The 26,085-nt window shown below is 59.6% G+C and carries 22 protein-coding genes; 14 read left to right on the forward strand and 8 right to left on the reverse strand.

Annotated elements, in window-relative coordinates:
* Nucleotides 1-6 precede the first annotated feature (6 nt).
* The 9 genes from ACZ9IU_RS24760 to ACZ9IU_RS24800 all read left to right on the forward strand — a co-directional run bounded on the left by ACZ9IU_RS24760 (nt 7) and on the right by ACZ9IU_RS24800 (nt 8,033).
* Nucleotides 7-1,593, forward strand: coding sequence for an ABC transporter substrate-binding protein (locus ACZ9IU_RS24760; protein WP_040125454.1), 1,587 nt, complete (start codon nt 7-9; stop codon nt 1,591-1,593).
* A 73-nt stretch (nt 1,594-1,666) separates the two neighbouring features.
* Nucleotides 1,667-2,626 (forward strand): ABC transporter permease, encoded by a 960-nt coding sequence (locus tag ACZ9IU_RS24765; protein ID WP_040125453.1) that lies wholly within the window; start codon nt 1,667-1,669, stop codon nt 2,624-2,626.
* Nucleotides 2,592-3,503, forward strand: coding sequence for an ABC transporter permease (locus ACZ9IU_RS24770; protein WP_173426780.1), 912 nt, complete (start codon nt 2,592-2,594; stop codon nt 3,501-3,503). Before ACZ9IU_RS24765 ends, ACZ9IU_RS24770 begins: the two co-directional genes overlap by 35 nt.
* A 10-nt stretch (nt 3,504-3,513) precedes the next feature.
* The gene (locus ACZ9IU_RS24775; RefSeq protein ID WP_040125451.1) at nt 3,514-4,431 is read left to right on the forward strand and encodes a dihydrodipicolinate synthase family protein; all 918 of its coding nucleotides are present in this window, start codon (nt 3,514-3,516) and stop codon (nt 4,429-4,431) included.
* 2 nt (nt 4,432-4,433) lie between these two features.
* A complete protein-coding gene (locus tag ACZ9IU_RS24780; protein WP_040125450.1) occupies nt 4,434-5,444 on the forward strand; it encodes an ABC transporter ATP-binding protein in 1,011 nt (336 codons plus the stop codon).
* A gap of 3 nt (nt 5,445-5,447) precedes the next feature.
* Nucleotides 5,448-6,416, forward strand: coding sequence for an ABC transporter ATP-binding protein (locus tag ACZ9IU_RS24785; RefSeq protein ID WP_040125449.1), 969 nt, complete (start codon nt 5,448-5,450; stop codon nt 6,414-6,416).
* Between the two features lie 344 nt (nt 6,417-6,760).
* Nucleotides 6,761-6,925: an exopolysaccharide production repressor protein gene (locus ACZ9IU_RS24790; RefSeq protein WP_498957846.1), complete on the forward strand. Its 165-nt coding sequence runs from the start codon at nt 6,761-6,763 to the stop codon at nt 6,923-6,925.
* Nucleotides 6,926-6,973: 48 nt separating this feature from the next.
* Nucleotides 6,974-7,135, forward strand: a complete 162-nt coding sequence (locus tag ACZ9IU_RS24795) for a hypothetical protein (RefSeq protein ID WP_157885335.1) — start codon at nt 6,974-6,976, stop codon at nt 7,133-7,135.
* A gap of 166 nt (nt 7,136-7,301) precedes the next feature.
* A complete protein-coding gene (locus ACZ9IU_RS24800; RefSeq protein ID WP_051900622.1) occupies nt 7,302-8,033 on the forward strand; it encodes a hypothetical protein in 732 nt (243 codons plus the stop codon).
* A 20-nt stretch (nt 8,034-8,053) separates the two neighbouring features.
* On the opposite strand, the gene ACZ9IU_RS24805 is transcribed toward ACZ9IU_RS24800, so the two are convergent.
* Together ACZ9IU_RS24805 and ACZ9IU_RS24810 are read right to left on the reverse strand one after the other, a co-directional pair.
* Entirely contained in the window at nt 8,054-9,130 is a 1,077-nt protein-coding gene (locus ACZ9IU_RS24805; protein ID WP_040125446.1) for a glycosyltransferase family 4 protein, read from the reverse strand.
* Nucleotides 9,131-9,137: 7 nt separating this feature from the next.
* Nucleotides 9,138-10,556 (reverse strand): NAD(P)-binding protein, encoded by a 1,419-nt coding sequence (locus ACZ9IU_RS24810; RefSeq protein WP_080719406.1) that lies wholly within the window; start codon nt 10,554-10,556, stop codon nt 9,138-9,140.
* Between the two features lie 304 nt (nt 10,557-10,860).
* Here ACZ9IU_RS24810 and ACZ9IU_RS24815 point away from each other — a divergent pair, with 304 nt between their 5' ends.
* On the forward strand, nt 10,861-12,825 hold the full coding sequence (locus tag ACZ9IU_RS24815) for a hydrolase (RefSeq protein WP_040125444.1): 1,965 nt from the start codon (nt 10,861-10,863) through the stop codon (nt 12,823-12,825).
* A gap of 88 nt (nt 12,826-12,913) precedes the next feature.
* The gene (locus ACZ9IU_RS24820; RefSeq protein ID WP_040125442.1) at nt 12,914-14,350 is read left to right on the forward strand and encodes a lipopolysaccharide biosynthesis protein; all 1,437 of its coding nucleotides are present in this window, start codon (nt 12,914-12,916) and stop codon (nt 14,348-14,350) included.
* A gap of 5 nt (nt 14,351-14,355) precedes the next feature.
* On the opposite strand, the gene ACZ9IU_RS24825 is transcribed toward ACZ9IU_RS24820, so the two are convergent.
* The 4 genes from ACZ9IU_RS24825 to ACZ9IU_RS24840 form a co-directional block, all read right to left on the reverse strand.
* The gene (locus tag ACZ9IU_RS24825) at nt 14,356-15,444 is read right to left on the reverse strand and encodes a glycosyltransferase family 2 protein (RefSeq protein WP_080719379.1); all 1,089 of its coding nucleotides are present in this window, start codon (nt 15,442-15,444) and stop codon (nt 14,356-14,358) included.
* Nucleotides 15,441-17,114: a Wzz/FepE/Etk N-terminal domain-containing protein gene (locus tag ACZ9IU_RS24830; protein ID WP_040125441.1), complete on the reverse strand. Its 1,674-nt coding sequence runs from the start codon at nt 17,112-17,114 to the stop codon at nt 15,441-15,443. The genes ACZ9IU_RS24825 and ACZ9IU_RS24830 overlap by 4 nt, the downstream gene beginning before the upstream one ends.
* Nucleotides 17,111-19,141: a glycosyltransferase family 4 protein gene (locus ACZ9IU_RS24835; RefSeq protein ID WP_040125439.1), complete on the reverse strand. Its 2,031-nt coding sequence runs from the start codon at nt 19,139-19,141 to the stop codon at nt 17,111-17,113. The genes ACZ9IU_RS24830 and ACZ9IU_RS24835 overlap by 4 nt, the downstream gene beginning before the upstream one ends.
* A gap of 289 nt (nt 19,142-19,430) precedes the next feature.
* A complete protein-coding gene (locus tag ACZ9IU_RS24840) occupies nt 19,431-20,150 on the reverse strand; it encodes a sugar transferase (protein WP_080719378.1) in 720 nt (239 codons plus the stop codon).
* 285 nt (nt 20,151-20,435) lie between these two features.
* Between ACZ9IU_RS24840 and ACZ9IU_RS24845 the strand changes: the two genes are divergently transcribed.
* The 3 genes from ACZ9IU_RS24845 (at nt 20,436) to ACZ9IU_RS24855 (ending at nt 23,351) form a co-directional block, all read left to right on the forward strand.
* A complete protein-coding gene (locus ACZ9IU_RS24845; RefSeq protein WP_244447584.1) occupies nt 20,436-21,554 on the forward strand; it encodes a glycosyltransferase in 1,119 nt (372 codons plus the stop codon).
* Between the two features lie 28 nt (nt 21,555-21,582).
* Entirely contained in the window at nt 21,583-22,917 is a 1,335-nt protein-coding gene (locus ACZ9IU_RS24850; protein WP_367396529.1) for a polysaccharide biosynthesis/export family protein, read from the forward strand.
* 140 nt (nt 22,918-23,057) lie between these two features.
* Nucleotides 23,058-23,351, forward strand: a complete 294-nt coding sequence (locus ACZ9IU_RS24855; protein ID WP_040125437.1) for a hypothetical protein — start codon at nt 23,058-23,060, stop codon at nt 23,349-23,351.
* A gap of 56 nt (nt 23,352-23,407) precedes the next feature.
* Here the strand turns inward: ACZ9IU_RS24855 and ACZ9IU_RS24860 are convergent, their stop codons facing one another.
* Nucleotides 23,408-24,409, reverse strand: a complete 1,002-nt coding sequence (locus tag ACZ9IU_RS24860; RefSeq protein WP_051900621.1) for an NAD-dependent epimerase/dehydratase family protein — start codon at nt 24,407-24,409, stop codon at nt 23,408-23,410.
* Nucleotides 24,393-26,039 (reverse strand): GMC oxidoreductase, encoded by a 1,647-nt coding sequence (locus tag ACZ9IU_RS24865; protein WP_051900619.1) that lies wholly within the window; start codon nt 26,037-26,039, stop codon nt 24,393-24,395. The genes ACZ9IU_RS24860 and ACZ9IU_RS24865 overlap by 17 nt, the downstream gene beginning before the upstream one ends.
* Between the last annotated feature and the right edge of the window lie 46 nt (nt 26,040-26,085).

A 26,085-nucleotide genomic window follows, 5' to 3' on the forward strand; every position in this document is an offset into this window, starting at 1 on the left:
GAGAGCATGCATCGACGGAATTTCGGTCGCCTTCTGGCGGCGGGAGCTTTGCTTTTTGCCACGACTGCCGCAATGGTGCCCGCGACGGCCCAGGCGCAGACGGGCAAGACCATTGTCGGCGGGTTCGACGTGGGTCCAGGCGGTTTCCAGGGCAATTTCAACCCGCTGACTGCCACGGCCGGCTTCACCTGGCTCAATACCTATTTCGAGCCGCTGGTCATCTACACGTCCGATCTGTCGAAGCTTACCGGCGCGCTGGCTTCAGAGTTCACCCTCGGCCAGGACAACCTGACATATACGTTCAAGCTCGCCGAGACGAATTGGCATGATGGCAAGCCTTTTACCTCGGCGGACGTCAAGTTCACCCTGGAGCTTGCCAAGAATGCCGAGAGCGGCAGCATTTTTGCCGCGCGACTTGCCGATATCGCATCGGTCGAGACACCGGATGCGCACACGGCAGTCGTCAAGCTCAGCAAGCCGAACTCGGCGTTCCTCTCCGTTCTGTCGCAGGTGATGATGCTGCCGCAGCATGCATTGTCGTCGGTGAACGTCAAGGAGGTTGCCAAGAGCCCGTGGTGGTCCACCATGCCGGTCGGAACCGGTCCATTCAAGTTCGTGAAGCATGTCAGCGACCAGTATGTCGAATTGGCTGCCTATGACGGCTATCGGGGCGGAAAGCCGAAAGCGGATCGCCTGATCAACCGCTATTTCGCCAATCCGGCCGCAGCCGTCGCGGCCCTCAGGGCGGGAGAGATCCAGTTCACCTTTGCCGAACCCGACGACGCCAAGACCTTCAAGGGCAATGGCGGTTTCCGGGTCATCGAGGGCGATTCCTATGTGGTGAACTATATCGGCTTCAACCACCGCGCCGGAATCTGGGACGACCTTCGCGTCCGTCAGGCGGTCATGTACGCCATCGACCGGAATGCCATCGTCTCCAGCCTGTTCGGCGGTGCGGCCAAACTCGCCAACTGCGGCTATGTCGCGCCGCAGCTTCTTACGAAGGATCTGGCCGGCTATGCCTACAATCCGCAAAAGGCAAAGGACCTGCTGGCGGAGGCGGGCTGGGAGAAGATCAACGGCGGCAAGCCGATTCCGTGGCTGACCTACTACAATACGCCGCAGGTCGCCAACGTCATGGCGGCGGTGCAGGCGATGCTGGCGCAGGTCGGCGTCAACGTGGTTCCGCGCGCGCTCGACGTTCCGAGCTATAACGGCATCGTGCGAAGCGAAAAGTGGCAGGATTTCCCGCTGGTCTATGCGGGGCTGCAGAACGGTCCCAATCCCGGATCGCTCAATGTCGGGCTGAATGCCGCACAGATACCTCCGTCCGGCAACAACATCATGCGCGTCGAAATGCCTCCGCTGACCGATGCGTTGAATGCGGCGATGGCGGAAACCGACCCGGCCAAGGCCGACGGCAGATGGCAGAAGGTCTGCAAGGAAATGAACGCTGCGCTTCCCTGGGCACCGATGTGGGTGGCGAGCCGCTATGGGGTCGTGTCCAGCAAGCTCAAGGACTTCTTCTGGACGCCCGCTCCAGGCGGTGGCCCCTACGTCTCCCATCCGGAAAAATGGGATCTTGCTCCTTGATGTGCCCGTGAGCCGGGATGCGGTCCGGCGAGCAAGCCGGACTGCATCCTCTGCGGACCCTGTTGGTGAAAACATGCTGCAATACATCCTTCGCCGTACGGCTGTCGGTCTGCTGATGCTGCTGGCCCTGACGGTTCTCATCTTCACGTTGCTGCGGCTGACGCCGGGCGATCCGATCGATGCCTATGTCAATCCGTCTGTGCCGATTTCCGCGTCCGATCTCGAGATGCTTCGTACCCGGCTCGGTCTCGAGCGGCCGCTGCCGGTGCAATATTTCGCCTGGCTGGGTGCGGCGCTGATGGGGGATTTCGGCTATTCCATCCAGTATAATGGCGAAGGGGTGCTGGCGCTTGTCCTCAGCCGCATCGGCCCGACGATCCTGCTGATGTTCAGCGGGCTTGTCATCGCCGTGGTCGTCGGCATCTCAACCGGCATCTTTGCGGCCGTCCGCCGCAACAAGCTGGCCGATCTTTCACTTTCGACCGTGGCTTTCGTCGGAATTTCAAGTCCGGCTTTCCTGACCGCCCTGCTGGGGCTCTACGTATTTGCGGTCAATCTGCGCTGGGTGCCGGCCGGCGGCATGTCGACGCCGGGCGCGCCTTTCTCCGTCGGTGACTTGCTGGCCCACCTCATCCTGCCCGCCACCCTGCTTTCGATCGGCCATGGCGCATTGATCATGCGATACATGCGCTCGTCGCTGCTCGAAGTGCTGTCGCAGGACTATGTGCGCACGGCGCGCGCCAAGGGTGTCCGGGAATTCTGGGTCATCGTCAAACATGCCGTCCGCAACGCCCTGCTGCCGGTGATCACGCTGATCGGCTCCACCATCGGCATCGCGATCGGGGGCGCGATCTTCATCGAGAGCGTGTTCGACTGGCCGGGCATGGGTCTGCTGATGGTCAATGCAGTCGTCCGGCGCGATTACCCGGTCATCATGTGCGCTACGCTGCTGACTGGCGCCTGCGTCATCCTGGTCAACCTGCTGACCGACATCGCCTATGCCGCTGTCGATCCGCGCATCAAGGTGGCATAAGATGGCGAGCTTGACACATGCCAGCTCCGCCGGTCCCATCCGACGCGCACTTTCCCGCTTTTTCGAGAACGGTGCAGCCGTGGTCGGCTTGGCCATCCTGATCCCGATCCTTGTCCTGACCCTCACCTACGATCTCTGGTGGCTCTACAAGCCCAACGACATCGACCTTTTGGCGATGAACCAGGGGCCGTCGTCGGCCCATTGGCTCGGCAGCGACGGGGTGGGGCGGGATATCATGGCGCGGCTGCTGCAGGGCGGGCGAATTTCGCTGCTGGTGGCGACGGTATCGATGGCGATCTCCACGTTCCTCGGTTTCTTCATCGGAGCCATCGCCGGCTTTGCCGGACGTTTCGTGGATGGTGCCACGATGCGGTTCGTCGATCTCGCAATGACCTTGCCGCCGGTCATTTTCCTTCTGGTCCTTGCCTCGATCGTCGGCAGCGGCATAGTCCCCACGATCTTCGTGATTTCTCTGCTGTCGTGGCCGGTTCTCTCCCGCATGGTCCGGGCCCGGCTGCTGGAACTGCGCGAACGTGACTTCGTCGTGGCGTCCCGGGGCATGGGCGCAGGGCTCTGGCACCTGCTGATCCGGCATGGTCTGCCCAATACGATCGATATTCTCGTGGTCTACGCCACCCTGCAGGTGGCAAATGGGATCCTGCTGGAGGCCGGTCTCTCATTCCTGGGGCTTGGGGTCACGCCCCCGGAAGCGAGCTGGGGCAATATGCTGAACGCTGCCCGCGCCACGCATGTGCTCGAAAATTATCCCTGGCAATGGATGTTTCCGGGCGGCGCGCTCGTCGTGACCGTTCTTGCCATCAACTTCGTGGGCGATGGGCTTCGCGATGCCTTCGATCCGCGCTCCGAACTCAAGTGAAAGGTTGCACATGCCCCTCTTTACCGGCGTCATTCCGCCCGTCGTCACTCCGCTCACCACGACTTTCGCGGTGGATTATCCTTCCTTCGCGCGCGTCATAGACCATCTGCTCGATGGCGGTGTGCACGGCCTGTTCGTTCTCGGCTCGACCAGCGAAGTCGTGTTCCATGACGAAGCCACGCGCCGCCACATCATCGAACATGCGGTCGAGCAGGTGCGCGGCCGGGTGCCCATCCTGGTCGGCGTGATCGACCCCACAACCGAGCGCGTGATCGCCCATGCAAAGGTGGCGCAGTCGGCGGGCGCCGACGCGGTTGTCGTCACGGCGCCGTTCTATGCCCGGACAAACCAGGCCGAAACCATCGATCACTTCCGCTATATCCGGGCGGCGATCGACATACCGGTCATCGCCTACGACATCCCTGTCTGCGTCCACACCAAGCTCGAACGCCGGACCACCGTGACGCTTGCCCGCGAAGGCACGATCGCGGGCGTCAAGGATTCGAGCGGCGATGACGGCAATCTTCGTTATGTCATGGCAGACACGGCCGATCTGCCGGATTTCTTCGTCATGACAGGATCCGAGATCGTCGCCGACAGCGTCGTGAACATGGGCGCGCACGGCATCGTGCCGGGCCTCGGGAATGTCGATCCGCACGGTTATGTCCGCTTGTGGAACCTCTGCCAGGCGGGCGATTTTGCCGGTGCACGACAGGAGCAGGAACGCCTGTGCCGGCTTTTCGAGATGGTCTGGGTCAGCTTGGGCCGGACCAGTGCGGGTTCGGCCGGAGTGGGAGCCTTCAAGACCGCCATGCGCAGGCTTGGGGTTATCGACACCAATGTCATGGCTCGTCCGCAGCGATCCCTGAACGACGAAGAGGCGGCCGTCATCGACGGCATCCTGCGGCAAACCGGGCTTCTGGATTGACGATGAGCGCTGAGCCGATCCTCGAAATTTCCGGGCTCAAGACGGTGTTCCGCATCGGCGATCGGGAGATCGTCGCCGTGCGGGACCTCAGCCTTGCCGTGGCGACGGGAGAAACCGTGGCGCTGGTGGGCGAATCCGGCTCGGGGAAGTCGGTGACGAGTTTGTCGATCATGGGTCTTCTGCCGCGTGGCGTGGGCCGTATCGCTGCGGGTACGCTGCGGCTGAAGCGCAAGACGGGCGAAGTCGTCGAACTGCAGACCCTTGGCAGCGACACCCTGCGCCGGGTGCGCGGCAATGATATCGGCATGGTCTTTCAGGAGCCGCTGACCAGCCTCAATCCGGTTTTTACGATCGGCGAACAGATTGCCGAACCGATCCGCATCCATATGGGCAAATCCCATCGGGAGGCCATGTCGGATGCCATCCAGCGGCTGGAGGATGTCGGCATTCCCGATCCGCGCCGACGTGCCCGGCAATATCCGCACGAACTTTCCGGCGGCATGCGGCAACGAGCGACCATTGCGATGGCGCTCGCTTGCAATCCAACGCTGTTGATTGCCGACGAACCAACGACGGCCCTCGATGTCACCATCCAGGCGCAGATCCTCGACCTGCTCGGGCGGCTGCAGAAGGAACGCGGCATGGGCATGTTGTTCGTCACCCACAATCTCGGGGTCGTTGCCGAGATCGCCGACCGCGTGGCCGTCATGTATGCCGGTTCGCTCGTCGAGACCGGTAGCGTGGCGCGGGTCTTCTCCCATCCGCGTCATCCCTATACCAAGGGGCTGATGCGTTCGGTGCCGCAGCTTGGAACCGCGACGCTTCTCAGGGAGGCGGGCACCCCGCTGCCGACCATCGCAGGATCGGTTCCGAGCCTCATGGACCTGCCGTCAGGCTGTCCTTTCGCTCCCCGCTGCCCCTACCGCATAGAGGCCTGTTCAGAAGCCTACCCGGCGCTGGCAGACGCCGGCGAGGGACAGTTCAGCCGCTGCATCCGATGGCAGGAGATCTGATCGATGTCACAGGAATTTCTCCTCGAAGTAAGCCGGCTGGGCAAGGATTTTGCCCCGGTGGCATTTGCCCGCGGACCGGTCGTCCGCGCCGTCCAGGATGTCTCCTTCAACATCAAGCGCGGCGAAGTCGTCGGCCTGGTTGGAGAATCCGGCAGCGGCAAGACCACCATCGGCCGCATGGTCGCGCAACTGATCGAACCCACCTCCGGCAGTATCCGTTTTGAAGGCTCGGAAACGACGAGCCTGACGCGCCGCGAGCTCCGCGGCCTGCATGCGCGGGTCCAGTATATTTTCCAGGATCCCTTCGCCAGCCTCTCGCCGCGGATGACGATCGGCGAAATCCTCACGGAAGGGCTGGATATCCAGCGGATCGGCAGCAGATCGGAGCGGGCCGCAAAAGCTGCCCAGGCCCTCGCCTCGGTAGATCTGCCGCCAGATGCGATTTCCCGCTACCCGCACGAGTTTTCCGGCGGCCAGCGCCAGCGCATCGGCATCGCCCGGGCGCTGACGCTTGCGCCCGAGCTGATTGTCGCCGATGAACCGGTGTCGGCGCTCGACGTGTCGATCCAGGCGCAGATCGTCAACCTGCTGCGCGACCTGCAGACGCGGCTCGGCCTGACCATGCTGTTCATCGCCCACGATCTCGCGGTGGTCGAATATGTCGCCGATACGGTGATCGTGCTCTATCTCGGGCGGATCATGGAGATGGCGCCGAGCCGCGAGCTTTATGCCAGCCCGCAGCATCCGTATACGCGCGCCCTGCTTTCGGCTGTTCCGTCGCCCGACCCTTCACGGCATGCGAACCGGCAGATACTCAAAGGGGATATCCCAAGTCCCGCCAATCCCCCAAGCGGTTGCGTCTTCCGGACTCGTTGCCCGGTTGCGATTGAAGCCTGTGCGAGCGTCGTGCCGCCACTCAGGGAAGGGGGGAAAGGACACTTCAAGGCCTGCATCCGCGACGATCTCGGCTGATCCGGCAAGGCAGGCAAATCATTGGTCATGAAAACGGGCCCCTGTCGGCGTCTGGCTTGTCCGACGCGGTCCAGGCCTCGGCGTAAGTTTACGTCATTGGGCGTAGTACATCATCACAAAGAGTTTCTTCCTTCCCGGTGCGATTTGCTGTTGGCTTCCAATTCCGAAGCGGAGCCGTGTTCTCGTGTTGTCTCATTGAAGGGCGGAAGCGGTGAAGCCTTGAACCGTCGATGGCCCGAATAGCGTGTTGGTGCACATTAGGAAGGCCAGCGAAGCGAGTGGCGCGCATGAGCTTGCTCTTGAGAAAATCGGTGAAATCGATGGCGCCAGCAGCGTTGGCGCAGATGACCATTGCCTCGATTGTCTTTGGTATAATTACATATGATTACCAAGGAAATTTCCTGAATTCATTGGTTTATACTTCGTTGTGCTTTATTTTGATGCAAGCTGGCTATTTCGCAGGTATCTTCTACATGGTGTGGTCCGAGTTTAAGCGGAAATCACCGTAGGTCGATTCTTTGGGAATGACGGATTTTATCCTGATCGAAGGGTGAGTTATGACGAGCGACATCTGGATATCCATCAGGCTGCGGCTTGAAAGAGAGTGGCGGTTGCTTGATCCGGAGCGGATGACCTCTCCGCTGCTGTTGGAAGGAAACCAGGACGATCACATGCCGGCTTTGCCCAGACGGCGTCTGCGCATCGGAAGGGTCGATTGAGCCTCGGCCGTCGGCCCGCCCCGTTGTCGCCGGATGGCGTCAATAGCGGGGAGCAGGGCAATTTCAGCCAAGTCAGCTCGTTTTCCGAGTGATCCTGTTGATCGCCTGACCCTGGTGTTTCCTGATGTGTTCCAGGACAGAATCGCGTGCTGCTACGGAGCCTGCCATGTCTTATCTCAGCAATGCCAAACAGTGGCTGTCTGCGCTATCGGATGGGGATGTTCGTGGCATCGCTCATGAAATCAACAAAGACGGAATTTTTTGCGCCCCCAACTTCCTGGCAGCCGAAGATCTCAGCCAGATGCAAAATTTTGTCTCCACCACGATCACGCGCGAGGGTCGCCAGACGATTTCGCTGAAAAGCGATGAGCTCGCGGGATCAGGCCTCGACGACCTCGGCAATTCCCCGGAATTCAAGGCCCTCTTTTCCCGCCTCTATTCCATCGGTCTAGGCCGGCCAGCGCCTGACGTTAAATTCTATCAGATTCTTCGCTGCCTCACGGGTAAAAGCGTCACGGAACATTCCTTGATATTTCACTACGATTCCTACGCGATCACGGCACTTCTACCGATCGAAATCCCGAAATTCGGCAAGCGCGGCGACTTCTTGATTATCCCCAATACCCGTGGAATCCGATCGAATTACCTCTTCAATCTCGCCGACAAAGCGATCCTCGACAATGCGCTCACCCAGCGGATCCTGCGCAGTCGCGCATCCGGCGGAAAGGGCGTGAAGCATGTGTCGTTGGTTCCCGGCAATCTCTATCTCTTCTGGGGTTACCGCAGCATTCACACGAATGAGCCTGTCGATGAAGGCGCTGTGCGGGCGACGGCGCTGTTCCATTATGCCGATCCACACGCCGACAGTTACCTGAAGCGGCAGCTCGGCCGCGGTTAATCCGATGCGTCCCCCGACGACTAGGCCGGGACGACCTCTGCTCCAGGTGATAAGGCGGACTTGTAGACGCTGAGCGTCTCGCGGGCGACGCGCTCGATCGTCAGATTGTTGATATGCAGCTGACTTCTTGCCTTCCACATATCCAGCCGCTCGGGATCCGCCAGCAGGTCGCAGAGAACGGCTGCCAAGGCTTGCGGATCGCGCGGTGGGACAAGGATCCCGGCCTCTCCGAAACCGAGCAGCTGCGGGATGCCATCGACGTCCGCGCCGATCACCGCACAGGCCGCCTCACGCGCTTCCGACAGGACGAGCGGGGCAGGATCGGCATGGGAGGGAAGGACGAAGATGTCGGCGCCTAACATGTAGGGAAACGGTTCGTCGATGGCGCCGACGAATGTGATGGCGCTTGCGCAGCCCGTTTCGCTGGCCAATTGCCGGTAGGCGTCCTCAAAGGGCCCGCCGCCGGCGATATAAAGGTGGCTGTCGGGATATTGCTTGTGCGCCAGGCGGAAGGCTTCCAGGAGGTCGGGTAACCCTTTTCTGGGATGCAGCCCTCCGACGAAAAGTATGCTTGGGTTGTGAAGGGACGCGGGCGTCCTGTCGCGCCCTTCGAACCGTGCTGATCCGATTGTGCCGTTGAGAACGACGCGAAGTTTCGATGCCGATATGCCGCGCTCCTGCATCGATTTCCCGACGGCGTCGCTAACGGCAATCACGCATGTGCCAAGCCCCATCAGCACGGCGCTTTTTTCAAACGCATTGTGAACGGTGGTAATGAGCGGCGTCGACGATAAACGACAGGCAGGAATCGAAAGAACGGCGCTCGTCATCATATGCGCATGCACGATATCCGGCTTCCAGTCGCGGACGAGGCGTCGCAGCGCCCAAAGCGACTTGAGCACGGTGAGAGGCTTTCTCTGCTGATCGACGAAAACCGTTTCCACCCTGTTGCGTGCAAGCAATCCGCCGAAATCGCCTCCACCGCTTGCCATGCAGACAGTGTGGCCGAGCTTTACCTGAGCGCAGGCAAGGTCGACAGCCGCATGCACATTGCCGTTCAATCGCCGGGTGTGGTTCAGAACATGCATGATCCGCATATTGGGCTCACGGGGTTGTGGGAGAGGATATCAGAAGCGGCGAGGGTGCCGGCTCCGTCTGGGGAGAAGTCTCGACCGCTCCCGGCGGCTGAGAGACCTTCCGTTCGAATCCGAGAGCGGCTTCCGCATCGAGGGTGGAGACACGGGCTGTCGGCTGGTAGTTGAACCCGCCGTGGCGTCCGTAGGACTGGATTCCAAACGCACGCAGTGCAGCGATGGCTTCATCCGCCTGGCGCGCGGCGTCCCGGCTGTAGACCGGATAGGCATTGGTCAGGACTTGGGCGCCTTCGAGTTTCAGATCCCCTCGAAACAGCCCGTTCGCCGCAACGTGCGCCCGAAAATCCAATTCGGCCATTTCAACCGGGCTGTCCGGTCGGTCGGCAACGACTTCGACGGCGAAATATTCCCGCCCATGGGCCTGGCCGTAGAAGTCGGAATAGACCGTCAAGCGCTTCCATGCACCATCATGTGAGAAATTGTAGATGATCGGCTGCTGAAAGCCACGCTCTCCGCTGAAGCTGAAATAGAGGCTGATGAGGGTGGTGGTATTGAGAACGTGGCGCCGCTCGATGGCACACAGGGCCTGCACCCGTTCGATCGGGATCGTCGAGAACAGCCGGCCTGCAGTAATCACCCGGTCCTCCAGCCTCAATTGAAAGCCGTTCTCCAATCGGTCGATTGCGACTGGTTTGACGCCCAGGGCGAATTGCACCCCTCGGTTCTCCAGGTTTTGTTGAGCGAGCCGGTAAAGGGGCGCAAATCCGGATTTGGGGCGGGCGAGCTGCTTGTTGGTCGGACCCTGGCGTCGGCGACGAAAAAGGCGATGGGCGAGGTTGCCCAGCGAGGCATGTTCGCTGATCCACAGCATCCTTTTTTTCGCCAGATCGATATCGATCTGATCAAGCGCGATCCCGTAAAACCTCCGCATATAGGATTCCAGGCCCGACCGCCGGAGAAGCTCGGCGCCAATCCAGTAGCGTGAAAAGTCTCTTGCGTTGCGCATTTCGCGCTGGAACAGCCGCGCATAGAACACCGACCCGAAGATGCGCATCATCCCCTTGGCGCCGGCCCGCAAAATGTCGTCGCGCAGCGAAATCGGATAATCCGTGACCATCTTCTGGGGATTCAACCGTCCCCAGCGAGGCTCGATCGGCACATAGAGAGGGAGGAGTTCGGGAAAATGCGTCAGCAGAGGGGAATCGTCCTGGAAAATCAGGCTTCCGATGTCGAATGTATATCCATTCGTCGACCAGTCCATGTGGTTCCCGCCGATGTGGCCGTATTCATCGACGACCAGGATTTGCTGACATCCCTGGTTGGCCAGCACGGCAGCTGAAACGAGACCGCTAACCCCCGCTCCCAAAACAATGGCATCATACTCCAGATCGGCCGCCTTTTGAGGGGTGGGGAACGTCGCCTCCTGCATGCAGGTCTCCATCGTTTGATCTAGTACTTCCGAGTTATTACAGAACGGGAAATCCAATATATATTACGTTTGCCTCGTTATTGTTCAAATAAATACCGGAGTGGTGATATTTTTGGCAGATATACTAATTGGTATATAGTAATTTAACTTGAAGGCATTTGTCTATGTCTGTTACACTCTGCCATCGGCACGAATGCGTTCTTCTTCTTCGGATGCGTTCGGGGGAAATTTTCTATCAGGGATTTGGATTGGCGCTGGCCCGTCAAGGCGCGCTGGTTCCGGTAATTTGCGAGGGGTATGCTGGATGCCGCGACGGAGCCTCGACGATCTCAATCGGCCCCTTCATTCCATAGATCTGATTGCGACAGACGTGTTCGATACCCTTTTGTTGCGCAACGGCCTGTCCCGGCGGTCGCGCATCATTGCGGGTGAAAAGATGTTTGCCCGTTTTCTGCAGGGCCAGGGTTCGCCCATGTGTCCCGACGAACTGATCCGGGCCAGGCTGCTTGCCGAAAAGATGGCATATCGTGCCTTGAACATGGGAGGCGGTCGGGGCGAGGTGTGCCTTTGCGATGTCATCAGTCGCCAAGTCGCCATTCTAGGGCTGCCGCGTTCCGTGATAGAGAAGCGGATCGCTATCGAGATTGAAGTCGAAAAGCGGGCGCTTTTTGCGAATGGTGATTTTGCCATGCTGTTGCGGCGTCATCGTCAAGCCGGTGTGAGGGTCGTGGCAATCACCGATACGGGGCTGTCCGGTGAAAAAGTCGGCGAGCTCATCGACCATTTTCACGGCCCGGGCCTCCTGGACGAGATCTATTCAAGCGCGGATCTGAAGGCCAGCAAGCGGCAGGGCGACCTGTTTTCTCTGGTTCTAAAGGCTGAAAGCGTGGATGCTTCGCGCGCCCTGCACATCGGTGATGACCTCCTCGCCGATTGCCTCGTCCCAAAGAGCATGGGGATACAGACCATCCATATGCCGAAGAACCGCCTCAAGCGGCTCGTTTCACGGGGCAACGGAGCCCTGGCGGAAGGGCTGCGGCAAGTCAAAAGTGGATCGGGCTCCCGCGGGGCCATACCGCCAATCGGCGATCAGGTTCACTTCGGCGAACATGTATTCGGTCCGATCGTCGCAGAATTTTGTCTCTTTTTATGGCTATATGGTCAGCAGGCGAGTTCGGACCGTGATGCGACAATGCTCTTTTGCGCGCGCGGGGGACTTGGCATACGGGAAGCTTTCGAACGCCTCCAATCCGTGCTCGACCTGCCTCTTTCGTTGAAGCGCGAGAACATCCTGATTTCGCGTCTGATTGCTGCCCGCTCAGCGGTGGCGGCCAGAAGCCCGGCTGTCCTCGACGAACTGGCGCGCGAATTCGAATGCGCAAGTTTCGCCGCCGTTGCCCATGCGCTCGGCAACGGTTCTTATAATCTACCTGACGAGTGGCAGCAGGTTTTTGATGCGAGCCGCTTTTTCGGCATGCTCGATACGACAGCCGGCAGCGCCGTCGCGCAAGACATCGACAGTCAGAATGACTGCTTCAAGATCCATATCGCGCAAATCGCAGGTGGTGCCAAACGTATTATCCTCTGCGACACCGGGCTCTACGGCAGCACCCAGAGGCTTCTGTCTGCCGGGCTGCCGGAGCATCGTTTCGAAACGGTGCAGTTTGCGCGATGCAATTACAAGGGGCTTAGCGAAGACCATTTCCCCAATGTGGCGGGTCTCGTGGTGGAGGATCGCTTCTACAGTCCCTTCAAGACGAGGACAGTGGTCCTGCGGTACTGGCACATCATCGAGAGCCTTTTTGAGCCGGCCATACCTTCCGTCAAAACGCTCAGCATGGGACATGACGGCACGGTGATCGGCAATTCGGGAGAGATTCGCTTCGGCAGGCTCGATCCGGCCGTTGGCAATCCGCTTCTCACCGGCGCGCTACGCTATATCGATGGTCTCTCCAGCGGCGCTCAGGTTTTGGGCGATGCGGATCGGGCCTGGTTGAGACTTAAGCAAGCGATCATAAACCCGTCCAAGGCGGATGTGATCGCCTTGGGTGTCGCTCCCCGATCGGTTGATTTCGGGCGAGGTGAGTTCATAGCGACTGTCGCGCCGGCGACACGGGCCGGAATGGCACGAAAGTTGATGGCCGTGAAATCTCAGCTGTGGCGCGAAGGAGCGATTGCGCAGGAGTTTCCGCGGTTGAAGCCAGCCTTGCTCCGCGCCGTCGGAATGGCGCATGTCCTTCGAGGCTTCTCGGCCAAACTGAACCGTTGAAGAGCATTCGAGGACAATACCAACGACGGAAAAGAAGCCGGGCCTCCTTGTTCGTGGAGCCGGCGGTGAGACAGGGGCGTGGTGAAGAATGCTTGCGTTCGCAGCTCTCAAAGGTGCCAGTTGGCTCGTCTTTTCCCGCTTCGTCGGGCGGTTTATCGACTTTTTCAACGTACTCATTCTCGCCCGCCTGTTGTCCCCGACGGATTTTGGACTGGCGGCACTCGCAATGGCGCTGGTCGTCGTCATCGATACGGTTCTGGAGGTTCCGGTCACCCAGGCACTGGTGCGACTGCCGGTGCTCGATAAGAGCCACCTTGATACCGGCTTCACACTCGGCGTGTTGAGAAGTTCGGCGATCGCCGCGATCTTCCTTGTTGGGACCTGGCCGTATTCTCTGGTCAATGGAAATCCATTGCTCGTCCCGGTGATCGCCGCCATGGCGCTCGGCCCTATCGCGAAGGGATTCATGAGCCCCGCCATGGTGCATTTTGCCCGCGCGCTCGAATTCCGTCCGACATTCGCGATCGAAACGATCAGCAAGCTCTGCGCTTTTGTGGCCGCTGTCATCACCGTGGTTGCCGGAGGCGGTTATTGGGCGATCGTCGTCAATTTCGTGACCACCGCATTTGTCGCCACCATGGCCTCTTATGCTGTGGCCCCTTACAGACCTGCCTTCTCGCTGAAGCGGCTCCCGGATTTTGCCGGCTTTATCGGCTGGTTCAGTTCGGCGCAATTGGTGTCCGCCTTGAATTGGCAGTTTGATCGTTTCCTGATCGGCTCTGCCGGAAACAGCGCCATGCTCGGCCGCTACGCCGTTGCAAGTGACATCGCCGTCATCCCGACCCAGAGCATAATCGGTCCGGCGCTGCAGCCGGTCATGGCAGCTTTTTCGCAGATTAGTTCGAATGCAGACCGAATGAGGACGGCCTTCCTCAAGGCAAGTCGTTTCGCGATGCTGATTTCGCTTCCCGTTTGCGTCGGCCTCTCCCTGACGGCAGATCTCGTGACCGCTATCCTGCTCGGAGCGCAATGGAGCGACGCGGCTCCCTATCTCAGCCTGCTCGCCCTTTCAGTCATTCCGATACCGTATTTCCAGACGCTCTATTCGGCGAGCCTCGCTCTCGATCGACCCTCCGTCATTTTCAGGCTCAATACGATAGACCTGTGCTTCCGGGTCGTTCTGATCTCCATTGGCTTCTATCTGTTTGCCGCCCATGGAGCGAGCATTGCCCGAATTCTGGTCGCTTCCGTCATGGCTGTTTTCTACATTGCCGAGGCACGGCGGCTGTTCGGGCTGGGGCCATGGCAGCAGATCCGGAACCTTTGGAAAGTTCTGGCTTCCGCTACTGTCATGGCAATTGTCGTCATCTGGTTGCGAACGGGAATGCCGGCGTCCGGTCTGCCCGTTGTGATACAGCTTGTCGTGGTAGCGGGCGCGGGCGCAGCCACTTATATCGCGACACTGTTCGGGCTGGGCATGCGGATTGCCCTTGCATCTGGAAGACCTGACCTGGTCGATCGCTAATCCGCTCAGGTCAGCGCCCGAATGAGCCCGCGCGTCGAGCGGGTCCCGGCGCCCAGACGATAGGCAAGCGCCTTTCGGGCGCGATCTCTGGGAAGCAGACTGACGGCCGTGAAAAACAGTGTCATGGAAACCTTCATCCGCAGCGGGTTTTTGTCCCGCCACAGCCGCCCAACAAGTCCAGACAGGCTGGCAAAGGAAATCTGTTCATCCTCCGCCACGGCTAGATAAAAGCGCCGCTCGCGATAGAAATAGGCGTGCTCGGTGGATACGAGACCGGACCGATAGCCATAGCCTGGCAGGATCCGGCGCAGATGCTCCGTCCTGGCGACGAATCTCTGAAGATCCCGATGCAAAGCCTGCGTATTCAATTCGTCACCGAAGCCGGAATCGTTGCGGTCATGGACCCGGTAAAGACCCAGCGGCTGCGGCAGGCTCACCACGTCGCCGATGAATGGAGCAGCGAACAGGATAATGCCATCGACTGCCCTGTCATAGTCGGCGTCCTTCAGGAGCTCGCACACGTCGCGTCTAAAGACGTTGCCCGAGGTCGGGGGCGTCGCGTAGACACCGGTGCGTAAGACGCGCCCGGCCAGTTCACGCCCTCTGAACGCCTGGAGTTCGGGTATCGGGCCGCTGATGACATTGCCGTCGACATCGATCCTCTTCAAAGGAAACTGAAGTTTTGCAACGCCATCGTCCAGGTTGGCGATGATCACTTCCAATGCCTCGGGAAGGAGCTCATCATCGGCATCGAGGAATAGGACGAAGGGTGCCTGTGTCTGCTCAAGGCCAAAAAGACAGGCCTTGCGTTGACCGCCATTTGCAAGCCGAAACGCACGCACTCCCAATCCGCGGATTACCTCCCACGAACCATCGGTGGAACCATCATCGATCACGAGGATCTGGCACTGCCTACACTTTTGCGAAAGGACGCTTTCAACCGCGCGCCGGATGAATTGCGAATAGTTGAAGCAGGTGATGATGATCGCGAGCTTGCAGATACTGCCTTCCGGATCATCCGCGGATCGGTGAGCTTCGAAGGAATCCTGCACTTGTGGAGGCGGTTCTCGGGAAACCACGGGGTCTGCGGTCATGACCTGACCCTGTTGACTACAGTGCCGATCACCGGCGCGCCAGCGCGCCGCAGCTGATTGTGAACGTCCTTCACCTCGTCAATCGTCGTGCGTCCACTTTTTGCGACGATCAAGACGGCATCGGCATGAAATGCCAGTGCCAGCGCATCCAGGGAGTTATCAAGGGCCGGAAGATCGAAGATGACATCTCCCTTCAATCGAGCAGTTTCCAGAATCCGCAACACGCTGGAATGACGGAAATCTGCAAAAATGTTGATATGCGGTTCTATCGAGTGGATCGGCAGAGTGGCAATGCCATCGAGATTGCCGAACGACAGCTGATCCGCCTTCAGACCTGAGATTGCGACGTCGGCCAGGGAAGTTGAAGAACTGGATGTCTCTTCGACCATGGACGGTAGCCCCGAATAGAAGAACGTCACATGGTGGCCGCTTCGGCTCAGAAGCTGCGCCATGCTGAGAGACAGGGTCGAAACGCCGGTCGCAGCGGTTGCCCCGATAAACGCGATCACGATGTTTCTTTCCCGCCGTTGTGATGCGCAAGCGACATCGACGGAGGTTTTCAAGTCACGAATGACGCTGGCGTATCGTTGAAGCGCCGGGCTATCGAAACGCCACCCGATGCCTGCCGTTTTTCCGGTGTCCGGAACCATCGCCAAGCATGGAATGCCAGATTCCTGCGAGAGTTCCTTCGCATCGCGTACCCGGCGATCAAAGGCCACGTTGATGGCTATGGTCGACATACCGATCAGGAACCCCAACAGCCCACCCAATGCGGCGATCAGTGTCTTGCGCGGACCGGAGGGATCGAGTGGCGGAAGTGCGGCGCCGATGATCCGGGCATCGGCATCCGGTGTGGCCACCGCCGGCAACGTGCCGTTCCTCATTGCCTCCCGGGCAGCATTGACCTGGATAGCCAGCGCGTCCAGTCGTCCTTGCAGCGTGTCCGTGCCAGCTCGGGCCATTTGTTCTTTTGAGGCAATCGATTGCAGGATATATCCCGACACCATGGCGTTTGCGACGCGGGCAGGGAGGTTCTGATTGTATGACCAGAATTCGATTTCGACGACGTAAGATTGCCCCACCCGCCGCGCGCTCAGCCGTTTGACGAAATTAGCAAAAGCAATGCGGCGTGCGTTTTCGCGGGGATCTGCGGTCGGATCCAGTGAATCCTCGGCCCGCCTCGACGTCTTCCCAAGCGTCGTCAACCCATTGTCCACGAGCGTCGACATCGTGTCCTGCACCTGAACCGCCAGGCCGCTGAATTCCTTGGGCGGCCGGGGGCCGAGTTCGGCGTCGCCTTGAAGGACAAGGCTTTCGAACACGGCGGATAGAAGCCGCTCCGAACGAATAATCTGCAATTCGCTCTCGGCGCTGTTCAGGTCCAGGTTCTGCTGCCCGCTGATGTCACGGCCTGCGGAAGCAAATTGCCGCGGCTCCAGCAGAAGCGTTGCCGTGGCATTGTACACCCGGGGAAGAGAGTTCGCATAAAGAAAGGCGAGCAGGAACCCCGCCGCCGTACACGCGATAAGCCGTATCTTGTTGCGCCACGCAAGCGCGATCATCAGGCGCAACAGCGCGAGTGGGCCCTCTCCGGCATCGCCCATCGGTTCGCGATCCATGCGCCACAGACGGGAAGCGTCCTCCAGAGGGCCGGGCCTGTTGAAAGTCATTTGGCCTTTCCTCCGGTCCGCAGCGCAAGAGCGTCGAAAACTGGCAATCGAGCAGCACGCTCAGGCTCCAGGCGTCCCCGCAAAACATCGGCAAAGCCCATGAGATTGCCTTTGACCCTCCCGCGTCGATCGATAAACGGTTCCGCCCATAGCAGCCGGCCGAAATTGCTGGCGATGTTGCGCAGAACCTGGTCGGCGACCTGCGCAAGCGTCATGGTGCCCTTGCGCATCATGTAAAGCGGGTTGACGATCTGAGAATATCCCAGCCGCTCACCGCTCACGCGGCCGCTCTTGACGCCCATATGTACGCCACAGGCCTCGTCCGATTTGACGAAGCGTCCACCCTGCCTGGCAAGTGCGGCCGCGAAGTCACGATCCTCCAGCCAGCCGTACAGGACCAGCCGTTCGTCGAACCTTGCGTCGCCGATGGCCGATATGCGGAAGGCCATGTTGCAGCCATAGGGACTGTAGGGCTCATGCCACCTCGAACCAGGGGATGGCGCGCGATCCAGAAGGCGAAGGGCCTCATCGAAGGGGATGCCGGGGCCTTTGATTCCGTCGGCGATCACGTGCCCCGTCAGCCCGACGAGGCGGCTTTCATCGCGAAACGCGCAAAGGGCGGACGCCAGCCAATTCCTATGGGCGACGAAATCGTCGTCGAAAAAGACGACCACCTCCGTTCCGGCGGGCAGGTTGGCGAGCGCTCGGTTGCGTTGGGCTGCAAGGCCGGCCTTTCCCGTGACGATCGTCACTTTGGGATCGGAAACCAGATCGCCGACGTCGGACGTATCGACGCAGGACACCACCAACGTATCCGGCCGAACCGTCTGGGTTGCGAGAAGATGGCGCACCGTCGCGCTGACGATGGCCGGGCGGCCGCGCGTGGCGATGACAACCGCCAGGCTGAGTTCCGTCGAATTGGGGGATTTACCGGGAACGAGGCCTTTCGCAGGGTCCTGGAGCAGTTCTCGATAACCCGCTGCGGTGTTCGTCCAGGAGAAGTTGCGAACCTGCTCCAAGCCCCGGCCGCGCAACTCGCCTTTGAGCAGATCCGAGCCCTTCAGGGCCGCTATATGCCTGATCCACGCCTCCGGCTGGAAGGGAGAGGCCATCAGCGCCGCCGCGCCGCATACTTCGGGCATGCTGGCGCAGTCGGACGCCACGACGGGGCAACCCAAGGCCATGGCTTCGACAATCGGCAGCCCAAAACCCTCGGTGATGGAGGGGAATGCCAGACAGAGTGCGTGTTTCAGGAAATAGGCAAGGTCGTCGTCCGACACCCGCCCCACGAGGAGGAGATTCGGCCGTTTTTCGAAAAGGTCGGAGGCAAAAATGCCGGCACTTCCGCCGGCGACGACAATGTCGATATCCAGGTCGTCCAGAGCCTCCGCAGCTTTCATCAGCAAACCAAGGTTCTTGTGCGGGGCACGGGAGGCGAGCGCCAGGACGAACTGGCGGCCTCTTGCGCTTATGGCACCGACGATTTGCGGGGCGACCTTCGCCAGCCCGGCGTCCCACTCGAGAGCGTGTTCATGGCCATTGGGAAGGACGGCAATGTCCTGCTGCCGGACAGGCAGGTAGCGGGCAAGTTGCCGCGCTGATGTGTGGGAGACCGTGGCGATGCGAGCGGACCGTCGAACCAGAAGCGGATGCAGCCGCGAGTAGGCTATACGGAAGGCGCGGCTATAACTTTCGGGGGCGGCAAAAATGTTGGCGTCATGGATGCAGACGATCTGATCCTTCTTAACAACGGGTGCCGAATTGCAAAGATTGAGCAGCGGCCCCCGGCAAGTCCGGGCAAGCACGGTCTGCTCCCACGCGTGCCCGCCGAAATCACCGGAGGTGACCAGCGGAAGTCGGGCAAAACCTGGGTCCGGCGTGCCGACGGGCGCGATTATCGGCAGGCGCTCATCATGACCGAAGGTGCGGTCGAGAGCCTTGACGACATTCATCGCATAACGTTGAACGCCGGTCGCACTTTGCGTCAGGAACCGCCCGTTGATGGCGCAGTGCTCGATTGAGCTCACGACTGCCCCCCATCATCGTTCGCGCGGAAAGGGGGGGCAATGTGCGGGTACCAAGGGCGATGGACGAGGAGGCCCCGCTCATCTGCCAATTTTCCGGTTTGCGAAAAACGAGGCCGCAGCGAGAAGCAGATGGCGGTCTCTTTTTGCTGAAAGTTTATGCTTACGATCTCAAAACTGGCTTGCAAGATGTGCTGATCCCTCGATGCTATTGCATTGCGTCTGCCGTATGCGCTCGATCCCGCGGAACGTCCGCCGTGTCTTAACCGCCCCCGCGGGATCGGGTGATTGATCAATAGCTGCCGTGTGCGCGCAGGACCGCCGGGACGGTCTTGGCCATGATGACGATATCCCCCCAGATGCTTTGTTCCCGGACATAACGCATGTCGAGTTCGACGCGCGCGTTGTAACTGATGTCGTTGCGGCCGCTGATCTGCCAAAGCCCAGTCAGGCCCGGCCGAACCCGGATGTAATCCACGAAGTGGCGACCATAGAACTCCGCCTCGCTCGGTACGATCGGGCGCGGGCCGACGATGCTCATCTGCCCGAGTACCACGTTCAGGAGCTGTGGTATCTCGTCGGCACTGCTCTTGCGCAGCAAGGCGCCGAGCGGCGTAATCCTGGGGTCGTTCTTCAGTTTGCGCGTGGCGGCCCATTCCGCCCCGTCCGATGGATTGGCGGAGAGATGCCGAAGCAGAGCCTCGTCGGCATTGGGTACCATTGTCCTGAACTTGAGACAGGGGAACATCACCCCATTCTTGCCAATCCGGCGGTGCCCAACGAAGATCGGGCGACCCTGAACGGCATAAAGCAGGGCGATCAGCATCACGATCATCGGCGTGAGAACGATAAGGGCGATAAGGGAAATGACCGTGTCGAGAGCCCGTTTCAGATAGACTGAGAGGCGATGAGAAGCCTCGTTTCCGATCCTCGGGAAAGCGAATTGTTCGGGTGCCTGAAGATGCGTGCCGTTCATCGCATTCAAATTACCACTGACATTCATGTCATTCATCTGCGGGCTCCGTACTCTAGGAAAAAGACGAAAGGGTATGGGCAGACAATCTATAGCGGCATCCACACCACGTTAGCTCTTGGTATTTCATTTGACAATACTTTTATTGCGGCGCACTATTTAGGCAATCATGGAATGTATCGTAATATTTACCGATATATGTGCGAATTAAACTGCACATTCTGGGGTAGATAATTATATTTACTTCTTTCGATCTAGAGCGTGAGCCAAATTGCTGCAATGGCTAAAGAACTTGGCCTATTGCTCGGTCATTGGGGAGACTTCATGCGGGTGGCAATCATCCATTACTGGTTGGTCGGAATGCGGGGCGGTGAAAAGGTCCTGGAGGCGCTCTGCCGGATTTATCCGGGCGCCGATATCTACACCCATGTGTATGATCCTGCTGTAATTTCAGCAGAAATCCGGAAGCATCGCATCCAGACGACCTTCATCGATTCCCTGCCCTACGCGAAGCGGATGTACAAAAAATATCTGCCGCTGATGCCCATGGCATTGGAGCAGCTGGACCTCAGCGGGTATGACCTCGTCATTAGTAGCGAGTCGGGACCCTCAAAAGGAGTAATACCTACCTCGCCGGCTATCCATATTTGTTACTGTCATTCTCCGATGCGATACATTTGGAACATGTACAATAAGTACTATGAAACCTCCGGCAGGTTGACGCGAATAATGATGCCGCCGCTGGCCCATTATTTGCGGACCTGGGATGTCGCGGCGGCCAGCCGTGTCGATCAATTCATCGCCAATTCCACGACGGTGGCGCAGCGGGTGAAGAGCTACTACCGCAGGGATGCGCAGATCATCCATCCGCCCGTCGATACCCAGGCTTTTCGACCGGTCGCCACCTGCGACCTCGAGGATTATTATCTGATGGCCGGGGAACTGGTGAGTTACAAACGCCCGGATCTTGCCGTGGAAGCGTTCAACCAGATGAAGGCGAAGCTGGTGGTCATCGGCGGCGGCGAAATGCTGGCTCGCCTGCGCAAGATCGCCGGGCCGACCGTGACGATCATGGGTGCCCAGCCATTCGATGTCCTTCAGCACCACTACGCACGCTGCAGGGCACTGGTATTTCCGGGCGAGGAAGATTTCGGCATCGTGCCTGTTGAAGCGATGGCAAGCGGTCGCCCTGTCATCGCTTATGGACGGGGCGGAGCGACAGAAACCGTCGTCGCCGGCAAGACCGGTGTATTTTTCCCCATCCAGTCGGTCGAGGCCGTCATCGATGCCGTGGAACGTCTCGATAAAATGGATCTCAATCCCGCCGATGCCGTGGCGCGGGCGCAGGATTTCAGGACGTCGGTTTTCATCGACAAATTCAGGTCTTACGCCAATCATCTTACCGGGCAGGGGCCGATCTGGGATGACGTGCGAATAGCGTAAAGCCAACCGGAGAAGCAGGAGTGACCGGATGCAGCAACTGAGTTTCTTGCAGTGCCCGTTTGCGACGGATGTCAGTGCATCAGCCGCACCAACCTCCCGGCTCTGTTACCTGGCCAAGCTTCTCCTGGTGCTGATGGCCTGGTTTGCGGTTTTTTTCCCGGGCATTCCGGCAGGTGCGGCCGACTACACGCTCGGGCCGCAGGACGTTCTTAAAATTCGCGTTTTCGAATGGCGGCCGAATGCCGGAGTGGCGTTCGAATGGGTGCCGTTGACCGGCGAATTCGCCGTTTCCGCTGCAGGCACGTTATCGCTTCCGATCATCGGCACCGTTCAGGTCGCCGGCAAGACGCTGGATGACGTATCAGGCCTGATCGGGGAACAGCTTCAGAAACAGGTCGGCTTGCAGAAGCGGCCCAATGCTTCCGTGGAGGTCTCGGTCTATCGGCCATTCTTCGTCACCGGCTTGGTGTCCAAGCCGGGGAAATACGGCTACGTCCCCGGCCTGACGGTGATCCAGGCAATCAGCATGGCTGGCGGGCTTGGGCAGGGAGATCCTGAAATGCTCGCTCTTCAGCGCGATGCGCTGGTCAGTCATGGAGACCTCGGCCAACTGGAATTCGAACATTATGGCCTTCTGGCGCGTCAAGCGCGTGTCGAGGCGCTTTTGGCCGGCGCCACCACGGTCTCGTTTCCGCAGGATCTGACATCGCAAGCCTCCCGACCGGCACTGGCGCGCGTGATGCAGGATGAGCAGGCCTTGTTCGAGACCCGGCAGCATCTGATGAACACGGAGCTCGACAGGCTTGGCCAGGCCAAGATTCTGGCCACGAACCAGCTCGAAACCCTGCGGCTCAAGGAAAGCTCGCTCGCCAGGCAGACCGAAATGGCGGCAAAGGATCTGAATGCCATCAACAAGATGGTGTCCCAGGGTTTGACGGTATCGTCTCGGCAGCTTGGCGCAAACCAAAGCGTCGCGGATCTCGAAAGCCGCAGCCTGGATGTCTCGCTTGCAATTCTCAAGACGCAGCAGGATATCGCCAAGCTCGATCAGGAAATGGGCGATTTTCGCCAGAAATACAGAGGTGACGCGCTCACCGAGGCCGTGGATCTGCGCGATCGATTGGCGGCCAACTCCGAAAAGGCGAAAACGGCGCGTGCGCTTCTGGCGAACATCGAGTCGCGCGCTCCCGCCGCCCTTGCCGCGCTGGAAGCCGACGGCGAGCCGGCGTTTGTCATCAAGGTCAATCGGACAATCAATGGAGCGATGCAGACCCTGGTCGTCAGTGACAATGACGAGGTAGGCCCCGGCGACGTCGTGCGGGTGGAAAGACGAGCGAGAGATACTCGGCCAAAGAATTTCTAGACCGCAGCCGGAGCTGATAGCACAAAATCGCCGTCCGGCCCGAAGCTGGAAGCTAGCCGATTCCCGCTTGCTAGGGACATTCAGCACATGTTAGAATAAAATTCTCAAATACCGGAGACGAAACTGGTCAAAGGACGCTGATGACTTGGGACTTGGTCATTGCATTCATCGTCGGCTTGCTTTGCGCAGCCCGATTGCCAATTTTGATCTTCACGCTTGTCGTTCTGGCAGTCGTCATCATTCTGGCGACAGCCGCAATTGTCCTCGATTATTCGGTATCCGATGCGCTGACCTGGGCGTCCCTGGTGGCAGTGGCGCTTGAGGCGGGTTGTGTCGCCATGAATGGAATCTTCTATTTTCTCTATGTCCGGAGACGGGTAAACGAGCGGGAGCAATCCTCTTTGGGCGTGAATTCGAAATACTCGGGAGAATGAGAAGCTCAAGACCCCGCATATGAGCGCAGCCACGCGATGCTTCGTCACCCGGCTTCTCAATTTTCGACGTCCTTTTCGAGGGCGGAAAGCGCAAGCCGTTGGGCCTCTGCCATGCCGTAACGAAAGCGATAGCCGGCCTCCTTCAGGCGCTGGTTGGAAAAGCGCATTCGCCACAGAGGGTTTCTCAAAGGCAGGGTTCTGAATCTCAGGAAATCGTGAAGCCAGTCGGCGACTGCCGGTATTGGCATGCTTCTGTAGCGTCGGTCACGGCTGACGGCGAAAGCCTTTCGCATAAAATCGATATGCCGTGGGTCGGGGCAATCGTCCTCCGCGAGGTTATAGACCTCGACCTGACCCGGCTGGCCGTGTCCCGCCAGGCTACGCACGATAAGCCAGATCATCGCATCGGAGACGTCGCGAACATAGATGTGATGCGCATGGCGGTGGGCGCCGAGCAGTCGCTTGATCGGGTTCCAGTCACGAATCCCGATGATCTGGTTGATGTCGACGACCACGGCAGGCCGCACGATCGTAAAGCGGGTCTGTCTTGCAACGGCGCGCAATGCAAGCTCGCCTGCCAGTTTGGTCCGCCCATACATTCGAACATAATCGAGAGCCCAGTATTGCGAGGGGATATCCCGATCAGCGGTCAATACCGGCGAGGCCTCCTCGATCTGGCGCTTTCGTCCACTCCCGTAAACCGAAACGGTGCTGACGTAACAGAAGGCGGCGATACCCTGACGCTCGCAGGCTTGCGCAAGTTGCCGGGTGGCCTCCACATTGACCCGCTGCATGCGCTCCATCTTGCCGAGCTCGGCCGCAAGGTGCAGAACCGCGCAGCAGCCCTTGACGAGCCCGTCCCAATTGTCATCCGTCATGAAGTCGAACCGCCGCCACTCCAGGAGATCGTCAACCTCGCCCCTATCCGTCGCCAATGGCTTCGATGTGGTGGCGCGTACGGCATAACCGCGTTCAATCAGATCCGTGACGACGATCCTGCCGATCCTGCCGGTCGCGCCAGTCACCAGAACTGGCTTTGCCTTAAGCAAATCTGGCATCGGCCGCCACCGGAACTGGTTCTCGATATGTGTGCTTCATCTTGATGTGATCGGCGAGGCGAACAGCCAGTGCGACGATCATCTGGGTGGGATTGCAATGCCCGGCCGTTGGGAAGACAGAACTGCCCTGCACGAAGAGACCGCTGACGCCATGTACTTCGCAGTTGGCGTCGACGACGCCATGGCTGGGCTCCGTGGACATGCGCGTTGTTCCGGTCGGATGAGCGACATCGACGAATGTCGAGGGAATTTCGGCGCCGTCCTTGACCCATTCCTCCAGCTTCGGCGCGGGCAGGCCGGCTTTTGGCAGTTCCTGGACAGCCAATTCCGCCATTCTGCGCATCGTGCGGGACTCGTCGCTGTGGCTGCGCCAGTCCACTCGCGGCAAGCGCATGCCCAGCCGATCGCGTCGTTCCGACAAGGTCACGCGGCTATCAGGATTGGGCACCTGCTCGCACATGCATTGCAGGTCGAGTTCGGTCAGCTTGCGCGGGACCCCATTCTTGGCGCCCAAAAAGTCCTTCACCCCCCTGACGATCAAATTGCTGTTCGCGATGATATGGAACAGGTCCTGCGGCAGTCTCGGAGTGCGCCCCGCTACGCGCCGCAAGGCATCCCAGGGATCATCCTTTGCCAACACCTCGCCGAGCCAGCCGGCGCAGTTGAGCAGCTGTTCGCGCCGTTGGATATCGGGACTCAGCCGAAATCCGGCGCGAAAGAAATGGCGACTGACATTGTATCGGCCAAAGCGTTTTTGAAGAACATCGGAACCCGGCAGCGAAAAGGTCGCCACCGAACCCCTGAGATGGTCCATGAGATAGCGTCCCACCTGGTCATGGTCGTTTCCCACTCCATGAGGTTTCGTCTCGTCGGAGTTCATCAGTATGCGGGCGTTTTCTATGCCTCCGCAGCACAGGATCACGATGGATGCGGTCAATACCTGCTGGCTGCCATCGGCCGCCGCAAATCGCACGCCGCGCACGGCATCCCCCGACGCCGATACCTGGACGCTCTGCACGGTCGCCCCGGTAACGAGTGTGACATCGGGGCCGATCCGTTTGGCCACATGACGACCGAAGCGCATATATTCATAAGGGTAAGCTTCTTCCGTGTCCCGGCTGAACTGCCAGAAGAAAGGGATCAGGATTGCCGGATCGAGGTCCGGTGCCGGCCGCTGGCGGTTGGCAATCACCCAGAACCGTTCATCATTGTAGCCATTGCCGAGAGCCAGGCCGAGATGGGAGGCAGTGCGCGCCAGATAAGGTTCGAGATCCGCGCCATCGATCGGCCAGCCGGAATACGGAACCCAAGGCCGTTCTTGATAATCGATGGCGTCGAAGGGGCCGCAACGTCCACCCCAGGTGTGGGAGCTTCCGCCGACGATACGATTGCGAACGGACCACTGGTCACCCGCCCGCGGACGACCGACATTGTCGATCTCGTCAAGCGCATCCATCAGGGGATCACGGGCCATGCCGCCGCTCTCCAGAAGAGTGACGCGCAGGTTCGTATTCGACAATTCCTGCGCAAGCGTCGTGCCGGCAGGTCCTGACCCGACAATGCAGATGTTGCAGGCTGGTAGCGGAAGTACAGTTTTCCCCGAAATCGCGTTTAATTCGATGACGGACATCTAGAAAACCTTTGCTGTTGCAATCTCATCGACATTGTATCAATGT

The sequence above is a fragment of the Mesorhizobium sp. USDA 4132 genome, from assembly GCF_056279545.1.

Coding starts and splice junctions, on each gene's coding strand:
- ACZ9IU_RS24760 (WP_040125454.1), top strand. CDS start 7: ATGCATCGACGGAATTTCGGTCGCCTTCTGGCGGCGGGAGCTTTGCTT.
- ACZ9IU_RS24765 (WP_040125453.1), top strand. CDS start 1,667: ATGCTGCAATACATCCTTCGCCGTACGGCTGTCGGTCTGCTGATGCTG.
- ACZ9IU_RS24770 (WP_173426780.1), top strand. CDS start 2,592: ATGCCGCTGTCGATCCGCGCATCAAGGTGGCATAAGATGGCGAGCTTG.
- ACZ9IU_RS24775 (WP_040125451.1), top strand. CDS start 3,514: ATGCCCCTCTTTACCGGCGTCATTCCGCCCGTCGTCACTCCGCTCACC.
- ACZ9IU_RS24780 (WP_040125450.1), top strand. CDS start 4,434: ATGAGCGCTGAGCCGATCCTCGAAATTTCCGGGCTCAAGACGGTGTTC.
- ACZ9IU_RS24785 (WP_040125449.1), top strand. CDS start 5,448: ATGTCACAGGAATTTCTCCTCGAAGTAAGCCGGCTGGGCAAGGATTTT.
- ACZ9IU_RS24790 (WP_498957846.1), top strand. CDS start 6,761: ATGACCATTGCCTCGATTGTCTTTGGTATAATTACATATGATTACCAA.
- ACZ9IU_RS24795 (WP_157885335.1), top strand. CDS start 6,974: ATGACGAGCGACATCTGGATATCCATCAGGCTGCGGCTTGAAAGAGAG.
- ACZ9IU_RS24800 (WP_051900622.1), top strand. CDS start 7,302: ATGTCTTATCTCAGCAATGCCAAACAGTGGCTGTCTGCGCTATCGGAT.
- ACZ9IU_RS24805 (WP_040125446.1), bottom strand. CDS start 9,130: ATGCGGATCATGCATGTTCTGAACCACACCCGGCGATTGAACGGCAAT.
- ACZ9IU_RS24810 (WP_080719406.1), bottom strand. CDS start 10,556: ATGCAGGAGGCGACGTTCCCCACCCCTCAAAAGGCGGCCGATCTGGAG.
- ACZ9IU_RS24815 (WP_040125444.1), top strand. CDS start 10,861: ATGCCGCGACGGAGCCTCGACGATCTCAATCGGCCCCTTCATTCCATA.
- ACZ9IU_RS24820 (WP_040125442.1), top strand. CDS start 12,914: ATGCTTGCGTTCGCAGCTCTCAAAGGTGCCAGTTGGCTCGTCTTTTCC.
- ACZ9IU_RS24825 (WP_080719379.1), bottom strand. CDS start 15,444: ATGACCGCAGACCCCGTGGTTTCCCGAGAACCGCCTCCACAAGTGCAG.
- ACZ9IU_RS24830 (WP_040125441.1), bottom strand. CDS start 17,114: ATGACTTTCAACAGGCCCGGCCCTCTGGAGGACGCTTCCCGTCTGTGG.
- ACZ9IU_RS24840 (WP_080719378.1), bottom strand. CDS start 20,150: ATGAATGACATGAATGTCAGTGGTAATTTGAATGCGATGAACGGCACG.
- ACZ9IU_RS24845 (WP_244447584.1), top strand. CDS start 20,436: ATGCGGGTGGCAATCATCCATTACTGGTTGGTCGGAATGCGGGGCGGT.
- ACZ9IU_RS24850 (WP_367396529.1), top strand. CDS start 21,583: ATGCAGCAACTGAGTTTCTTGCAGTGCCCGTTTGCGACGGATGTCAGT.
- ACZ9IU_RS24855 (WP_040125437.1), top strand. CDS start 23,058: ATGACTTGGGACTTGGTCATTGCATTCATCGTCGGCTTGCTTTGCGCA.
- ACZ9IU_RS24860 (WP_051900621.1), bottom strand. CDS start 24,409: ATGCCAGATTTGCTTAAGGCAAAGCCAGTTCTGGTGACTGGCGCGACC.
- ACZ9IU_RS24865 (WP_051900619.1), bottom strand. CDS start 26,039: ATGTCCGTCATCGAATTAAACGCGATTTCGGGGAAAACTGTACTTCCG.